The sequence below is a fragment of the Paenibacillus sp. OT2-17 genome (assembly GCF_009827695.1).
GTDB lineage: Bacteria > Bacillota > Bacilli > Paenibacillales > Paenibacillaceae > Paenibacillus > Paenibacillus polymyxa_B.
Map to the genome: position 1 here is coordinate 1 of NZ_WUDQ01000938.1, position 842 is coordinate 842.

Annotated in this window: 1 protein-coding gene; it reads left to right on the forward strand. The window is 46.7% G+C overall.

Annotated features, from left to right (window positions below; translation table 11 throughout):
• A partial coding sequence (sucC, locus tag GRP75_RS28305) for an ADP-forming succinate--CoA ligase subunit beta (protein ID WP_160791041.1) occupies positions 1-842 on the forward strand: 842 nt, incomplete at both ends.

Here is an 842-nt window from a genome sequence, read left to right on the forward strand (position 1 = left end):
TCAGGGTAAAGAAGTATTAAAGCAGTACGGAGTGGCTGTACCGAACGGTAAGGTTGCCTATACGGTGGAGGAAGCCGTTGCTGCGGCAGAATCGCTTGGAAGCGCTGTTACGGTGGTAAAAGCACAAATTCATGCTGGTGGTCGCGGTAAAGCGGGTGGCGTGAAAGTTGCCAAAGGTTTGGATGAGGTGCGGACTTTTGCTTCTGAAATTTTGGGTAAGGTGCTGGTGACGCATCAGACCGGACCTGAAGGTAAAGAGGTCAAACGCCTTTTGGTTGAGGAAGGCTGCGATATTCGTAAAGAATATTACGTCGGCGTTGTCGTAGATCGTGCGACTGGACGTATCGTAATGATGGCCTCAGAAGAAGGCGGTACGGAAATCGAAGAGGTGGCTGCAGCCACTCCGGAGAAAATTTTTAAAGCGGTTGTTGATCCAGCGATTGGGCTTCAGGTGTATCAGGCACGTAAGTTGGCATATGACATTAATATTCCTAATGAACTGGTAAACAAAGCGGTCAAGTTTATGCTGGCGCTATACGAAGCTTTTGTGGACAAGGATTGTTCGATTGCAGAAATCAATCCCTTAGTCGTTACGGGTGATGGGAATGTACTGGCGTTGGATGCCAAACTGAATTTTGATTCTAATGCGTTGTTCCGTCATAAGGATATTTTGGAATTGCGTGATTTGGATGAAGAGGATGAGAAGGAAATTGAGGCATCTAAATACGATCTAAGCTATATCGCTCTGGACGGAAATATTGGTTGTATGGTCAATGGTGCGGGTTTGGCGATGGCAACCATGGATATTATTAAATATTACGGTGGCGATCCGGCCAACTTCC